Below are 6150 nucleotides of genomic sequence, written 5' to 3'. Positions count from 1 at the left end.
GCGGTATTCTTCGTCATTGGCGAAAAAGTACGACGGTTCCCGGAGTTATCAAAGGAGATCGTGGCGCGAGGTCATGAGCTGGGCAATCACACGATGACTCATCCCCAATACCGTATTTGGTGCGCTGGCCCCGCCAGAATGCGGCGTGAGATCGAGGGATGTAGCCGGGCTGTCGAGGACGTCACCGGCCAGCGACCGCGCTGGTTCCGTGCACCCGTTGGGCATCGCAATTATTTTACTCATCCGATTGCCGCCGAGCTGGGGATGGAAGTGGTTGCATGGAGTCGGCGTGGATTTGACACCCTTGACCGCAACATCGAAGCGATTGTCACTGATCTCACCAAGGAATTGGGGTCCGGTGAGATCCTGCTGCTCCACGAATGCACCAAACTTGCCCCACGGATCGTGAAGCGGGTGTTGGAGGAGGTAGCTCCCTTGAAATCCTAACCTGGCTTCTCCATCACGATCAGGTGATTGTTGAAGGGTGTGGGCCCCCAGAGTGGGCCGATGGTGAGTTTACCGTGGGGGGAAAGAATCCGTTCGAAGTCGTCGGGCGTGGGGTAGTGGATCGGGGCGGCTTTCATCCAGAAAGTGGCCTTGGCGAGTAAGTCGCCAGCAACCGTAATCTTGAATCGGGCGGAGTCGTCCCTGATTCCCGAGCGAATCACGAGCTTGCCACCAGGTGCCACGTGTTGTGCAGCGGTGCTGAGGAGCTCGTCGAATTCCTCAGGAGTGAAGAACTGAAGGATGTCGAGAATGGTGACGTTACCGTGGTGGCTCGGGATGCCGGTCCGGGCATCATGTGCAGCGAAACTACTATGTGGATCGTTGATCTTTCTGGCGACCTCATTGGCTTCGTCGGTCTTGCGTTGGTCGTAGTCGAGGCCATGGATCGGGAAGGTGATACCGCGTTCCCGAAGGTAGAAGGCCAAGACGCCCAGTCCGCAGCCGAGATCCAGGAGAGGGAGCATGGAGTCCTTCAGTTCGTTGAATACCGCTTCATAAAGGGGGTCGGAACCAAGTTTACTCCGAAGGTAGCACCGGTGCCAGCGGCTTGGAAATTGATCCGCAATCCTATTGATCTGTTCCTTGGTCACTGGGCGGTGGGACTGAGATGAATGAGTGGGTTGTCCCCGCGCAAAGCCAGCCACGGAGCCCGAATCATGAAGCCAAGCATCAGTCGGACATGCATCCAGGTGAGAAGGATGTTGTCGCGGACGTATCGAAACTGGGAGATGCCTCCTTCCTTGGCGCTGGGATAGCGGACGGCGGTGGGAAGATTGATGATGGGAACACCGCGCCAAGCGAGCCGGACCGCGATTTCCGGATCGAAGTCGAAGCGACGCGCAAAGTAGGTGTTCTCAAATTCGGCGATGAGTGGGCCAATGGGATAGAGCCGCATGCCGAACAGGGAGTCATCGATTCCCCAGCCCAAGGTCTCAAGGTTTGCCCAAAAATTGGAAATTTTCCGACCTCCGACGCGCAGGGCCGGTGCACGGGCGTCGAAGATGGGGCTGCCAAAAACGGCGGCCTCGGGGTGCTGTTTGCCGATGGCAAAATAGTCGGCAATACGGTCTGCGGGATGTTGGCCGTCGGCATCCATGGCCAGGGCGTGGGTGAATCCTTCGGCTTGGGCGGCACGGATGCCGTGGAGAATGGCGGACCCTTTCCCTTGATTGACCGGAAGGCGGTGGACGGTGAAGTTTTTCGTGCCGTCGAACTCCGAAAGACGGGCGTCCGATCCATCGGTGGAGCCGTCGATGACGACCCTCACCGGATAGCCTGTCGCGATGGCGGCTCGCACCGTCTTGATAAGGATTGGACCGGTATTGAAGCTGGGAATGAGGATGGTCGGGCGGAAGTCGGGCATCGAAACGGTGATTTGTAGGGGGAGGATGGTGGGGCGACAAGTGTCGAGAGTCTCACCCGGCTTGCACCGGGGAAAGGGGGCTGTCAGGCTCCAAGGCGCCATGCGTGCCCGATTGACCAAGGATTTCCGATTTGAAGCTGCTCATACCCTTCCGAGTTTGCCTGAGGACCACAAATGCCGTCGGATGCATGGTCACAGTTTCAAAGTGGAGATCTCCGTGGAAGGCGAAGTTGATGAGTCGATCGGCTGGGTCTACGATCACAAGCGGATCTCAGAAGCGATGCTTCCGCTGATCGAGATGATGGACCATGGTTACCTGAATGACATCGAAGGCCTTGAGAGCCCGACGATCGAACGCATGGCGGGCTGGTTTTGGAAGAAGCTCGAGCCGCAGCTACCGGGTTTGGCGGAGATTGTGATCTACGAAACGCCGACGGCTCGCTGCTCCTTCAAAGGTGAGTTCTAGGTCGCTTATTCGTTGTCGGTTCCGCTGCGTTGCTTTTCCAGTTCCTGGAGGTTGCCCATGCCTTGCATGATGTTCTTGAAGCCCGAGGTCATCTGTTTGGCGGAGGAGATCGACTGATCGAGGGACTCAAGGTCCATGACGGGCATTTCGGTAATATTGGTAAGCTCCCGCTTTTCCTCCCCTGAAGCCTCCCGCTCACTCATGGCGGTGTTGAATGCCTCCGACTGATCGGGGTCCAGCAGCGACTCGAAGCCACTGCGGAAGGCGGGATCTTCCATTGGCTGTCCGCCGCGGAAGTTGTTGCGATCAAGGGGGTTGAGAATGCCTTCGAGCTCGGTTGCGCTGGTTGCCTGAATGGCCTTGTACTGGTCTTCACTGATCTCATCCCGTGAACGTGCGTCGCTTGCAAGCATCAGGCTCATCAGCACGCTTGGCTCTTCCTTGAGCGCCTCAACGGCCGAGCGGGTCTTCTCAAGCTCGCGCTTCTGGAACTCGGTGTAGAGATCTGCGACAGTGGTTTTCTGTTCTTCAGTCAGTTCGACTCCGGTGCCTCTGAGTGCACCACGGATCGCCCAATCACTGCGGTTTCCGAATTGTCCTCCTTGCCCGCTGGTCATCAGGTCACCCATTTCGAGCACGTCATCGAGCATGGAGGTCACATTGTTGGCAACCTGGCGGGAAAGATTGGTACGAGATTCACCGTATTTTTCGACAAGGTCGGCGGATTCGTCCTGCCTGGGTTCACGGGTGATGCTGCGAGTGGGTCTGAGATCACTGGATCCTCCGCTGGTGCTTCTGCTTTCTGGTTTGGCTTCGGAATCCGCAAGTGGCTCGGCAGCGGTGTCGCCAGGACGAAGGAAGGCGAAGGCGGCGATACCGACAAGTAGGACGACGATGGCGGCGATGAGGGTGGTGTTACGTTTCATGGAGCGAAGCAGCGTTTTGTAAATGTCCAAGGTAGCGGAACATTCAAGCGAAATCGAGGCAATCTCATGGGATCGAATAGGGTCAATCGGCTGGAGATTCCTGTGTCCGCTGGGACGGTAAGGTTGCCCCTGAGCAAGTGTTGGCTTACCCGGTCACCAAGCTTTGCAAAAGGGGGCGGAATCTGGTGGGCCACTGATGCCGTTGCTCGTGATTTCCCGCTCGACGCTCCTTCAAGGCCCGAATATTTGGAGTGATCGGAGTTAACCAGGGGCGAATTTTTCCTAAGAATCGGTCCCGAATTGTCGAATCTGTTGCCAATTCGGTAGAGGTCGAAGGTTCGGAAAGCTTGATAATCCAACGATTCTCGGGCTTTTGGTGGTGATGGTGAGGCGTGAATCCCCTTTTCGTGTGATGCGATCTAAGGAGAGGAAAAGATTTCATGTGACGCTTTCGTTACTGTAGGAACCCGCATTCCAAAACCCAATGGATATTCGACGAGCAAGAAGAGAACTGAAGTTTCACCTCCGGGAGGAGCAGGGGGAGGCTGTGCTTGCGGCGATCCGGGGGATGCTTCCAGGTGATGCGAATGGAGCGATCGGTGGGGCCTATCCGATCGTATCGGAGTACTATGACACTTCTGATAGAGATGCCTACTGGGAACGGAGTCGCAAGCAGCCGAATCGACGGAAGTTAAGAGTTCGGATTTACGGAACGTCGAGTGGAGCGATTCCTCCGTCGGCATTTCTTGAGGTGAAGCACAAGTGTGACGGGGTCGGCGTGAAGCGCCGGATTCGTGTTCCCTTGGAGGCGGTGACGGCTCCCGATTTTGATGTGGCGGAGGTGATTCGGGAGCTGGGGAAGACATTCACCCGGCGGGATGAAAAGGTGCTGGCGGAAGAAGTGCTGCTGCTGGTCGAGGAGAAGGGTGTCCGGCCGGTGATGCAGATGCGCTATGACCGACTTGCCTTCGAGGGGCCGGATGGGGTTCGGGTGACTTTCGACACGGCCATCAAGTGCCGGTCCGAGCGGCGGGCCTTGATCCCTGACGATCCGGACTTTTCCGATGTGGTGGTTCCTCTCGGCGAGCGGGTGTTGGAGCTGAAGCTATTTGGTTCCGCTCCCTACTGGCTTCGCGAGCTCGGTGCGAGACACGGACTGCTCAAGACTCCTTTCAGCAAATACTGCAACGCGCTGGAGGGTTTTGATCCGGTGATCAAGCGGCTGTTCGAGTGCAGGAAATTGTCGAACTGTCGACTCTCAGCCTAATACCTTTTTCATGGATTCCCTATTTGAAGCGTTCAAAGAAACCCTCGGCCAGGACCGACCGACCGAGCTGGAAGTTGTCCTCGCGATGGTTCTGAGTCTGGTCCTCAATCTGATCATCGGCACCGTCTATAAGGCGACCTACCGGGGTACGAGATACTCCCAGGACTACGTTCAAACGCTGGTGATCATGGGTTTGGTGACCACGATCCTGATCATGGTCGTGAGCGGAAATCTGGGCATTGCCTTTGGCATGTTCGCGGCCTTTTCGGTAATCCGCTTCAGGCGGAATCTTGGGCAGGCGAGGGACCTGGGCTTCGTTCTGTTTGCCATGGCGACTGGAATGGTCGTTGGGGCGAGGTTCTATTCGATGGCGGTCCTAACGACCTTGATCACCTCCGCGATGATCATCGTGCTCACTCGTGTGAACGCCTTCGCACCTCAATCGCTTTCCCATCAATTGCGGATCCGGGTGGCAAACGACATCAATTACGATGAGGACTTCGTACCAATTTTCGAGGAATTCACCGATGCGACCGAGCTCATCAGTGTGGAGACGGTTCAGGCGGGCATGATGACCGAGCTGACCTACGGAGTTCGTCTCAAGGCTGGTGCTCAGCTTCACTTGTTTGTCGAGCGGCTCCAGCTTGCCAACGGCAACGACCGGATTCTTGTAACAACGAGACAGGAAGGAATGTAATGACTGTGTTGAAACCCGGGAAAACAGCAAATGGATGGACCATGGTCGAGTTGCTGGTGGTCGTGGCCATCATTGTGGTCTTGGCCGCCATTACGGTGCCGATCATGAAGTCGATGAAGAATCGGGCCTACCGGGCTCACGCAGTGACCAAGCTGGAGGCGCTTGGCGGGGCATTGAACGCCTATACCTCCGACAATGCGGGCCAGCTTCCATGGGAGGATGCCCCAGGGTCCGACGACTGGCAGACGGCGTCCGATCCCGAGAATGCTGAGGTTTGGTACAACATCCTGCCCCAGTTGATGGGCGCGGAGCCTCTCGGTGCCCTGGCATCCGACCCTCGACGTCTTTATGAGGAGAGCTACCCATTATTCCTTCCTGGGGCTCCTTATCCGAGTGGCGACAAGAAACTGGGGACTCCTTATTTTGCAATGGCAATGAACAGCCGCTTGCAGCGCAAGAACGATGAGGGCGTCAAGATTCGCGGGAAGCTCAGTCAAATTTTGTCACCCTCACGGACCGTTGCCTTTCTCGAAGCGGGAATGCCGGGCGACAAGAAGTCCGTGCCGGGTCAGCGTGGTTTTGATGCCTCGCCGAAGGCGAATGCGAGGGCCTTTGTCGGGCGCTACAACGGCAAGGGGATGATTGTTTTCGTCGACGGTCATGTGGAATCCTTTGCGGCTTCCGATCTGATTACGACTTCGGGAGATATCAAGGTTCCCCAGAACACCGTTATCTGGACGAACGACCCGGACGAGGATCCGAATTGATTTTACTCCCTCCGGGCCCGGTTTGCATCAGGTGAGAATGTCGGTGACCACCTTGGCAGGTTCGACACCGGTGAGACGTTGGTCAAGGCCTTGGAACTTGTAGCTGAGGCGCTCGTGACTCAGTCCGAGTTGGTGGAGGAGGGTTGCGTGGAGGTCA

9 protein-coding genes are annotated in these 6150 nt (G+C 56.8%); 5 read left to right on the top strand and 4 right to left on the bottom strand.

Annotated features, from left to right (window positions below; translation table 11 throughout):
* On the top strand, positions 1-447 hold a 447-nt coding region (locus WBG04_RS04005; RefSeq protein ID WP_424313087.1), incomplete at its 5' end, for a polysaccharide deacetylase family protein.
* Here WBG04_RS04005 and WBG04_RS04000 read toward each other — a convergent pair.
* Complete coding sequence (locus tag WBG04_RS04000; RefSeq protein WP_424313086.1) at positions 444-971, bottom strand: class I SAM-dependent methyltransferase; 528 nt, start codon at positions 969-971, stop codon at positions 444-446. The two genes, WBG04_RS04005 and WBG04_RS04000, sit on opposite strands and share 4 nt — an antisense overlap.
* 122 nt (positions 972-1093) lie before the next feature.
* Complete coding sequence (locus WBG04_RS03995; protein WP_424313085.1) at positions 1094-1870, bottom strand: glycosyltransferase family 2 protein; 777 nt, start codon at positions 1868-1870, stop codon at positions 1094-1096.
* A 100-nt stretch (positions 1871-1970) separates the two neighbouring features.
* Between WBG04_RS03995 and queD the strand changes: the two genes are divergently transcribed.
* Positions 1971-2336, top strand: coding sequence for a 6-carboxytetrahydropterin synthase QueD (queD, locus tag WBG04_RS03990; protein ID WP_424313084.1), 366 nt, complete (start codon positions 1971-1973; stop codon positions 2334-2336).
* A gap of 5 nt (positions 2337-2341) precedes the next feature.
* Here the strand turns inward: queD and WBG04_RS03985 are convergent, their stop codons facing one another.
* Positions 2342-3262, bottom strand: a complete 921-nt coding sequence (locus tag WBG04_RS03985; protein ID WP_424313083.1) for a hypothetical protein — start codon at positions 3260-3262, stop codon at positions 2342-2344.
* 484 nt (positions 3263-3746) lie between these two features.
* Here WBG04_RS03985 and WBG04_RS03980 point away from each other — a divergent pair, with 484 nt between their 5' ends.
* From WBG04_RS03980 to WBG04_RS03970, 3 genes are read left to right on the top strand one after another with little or no spacing between them, the layout of a single operon-like run.
* The gene (locus WBG04_RS03980) at positions 3747-4529 is read left to right on the top strand and encodes a polyphosphate polymerase domain-containing protein (protein ID WP_424313082.1); all 783 of its coding nucleotides are present in this window, start codon (positions 3747-3749) and stop codon (positions 4527-4529) included.
* A gap of 10 nt (positions 4530-4539) precedes the next feature.
* Positions 4540-5226: a DUF4956 domain-containing protein gene (locus WBG04_RS03975; protein WP_424313081.1), complete on the top strand. Its 687-nt coding sequence runs from the start codon at positions 4540-4542 to the stop codon at positions 5224-5226.
* Positions 5227-5234: 8 nt separating this feature from the next.
* Positions 5235-5993, top strand: coding sequence for a prepilin-type N-terminal cleavage/methylation domain-containing protein (locus WBG04_RS03970; RefSeq protein WP_424313080.1), 759 nt, complete (start codon positions 5235-5237; stop codon positions 5991-5993).
* A gap of 27 nt (positions 5994-6020) precedes the next feature.
* On the opposite strand, the gene WBG04_RS03965 is transcribed toward WBG04_RS03970, so the two are convergent.
* Positions 6021-6150: DUF1501 domain-containing protein (locus WBG04_RS03965; protein WP_424313088.1), on the bottom strand; the 130-nt coding region annotated here is incomplete at its 5' end.

Origin of the sequence: Haloferula sp. (genome assembly GCF_049672945.1) — a bacterium.
In the GTDB taxonomy this organism is placed as follows: domain Bacteria; phylum Verrucomicrobiota; class Verrucomicrobiia; order Verrucomicrobiales; family Akkermansiaceae; genus Haloferula.
This window is presented reverse-complemented; position numbering and strand designations above follow the sequence as displayed.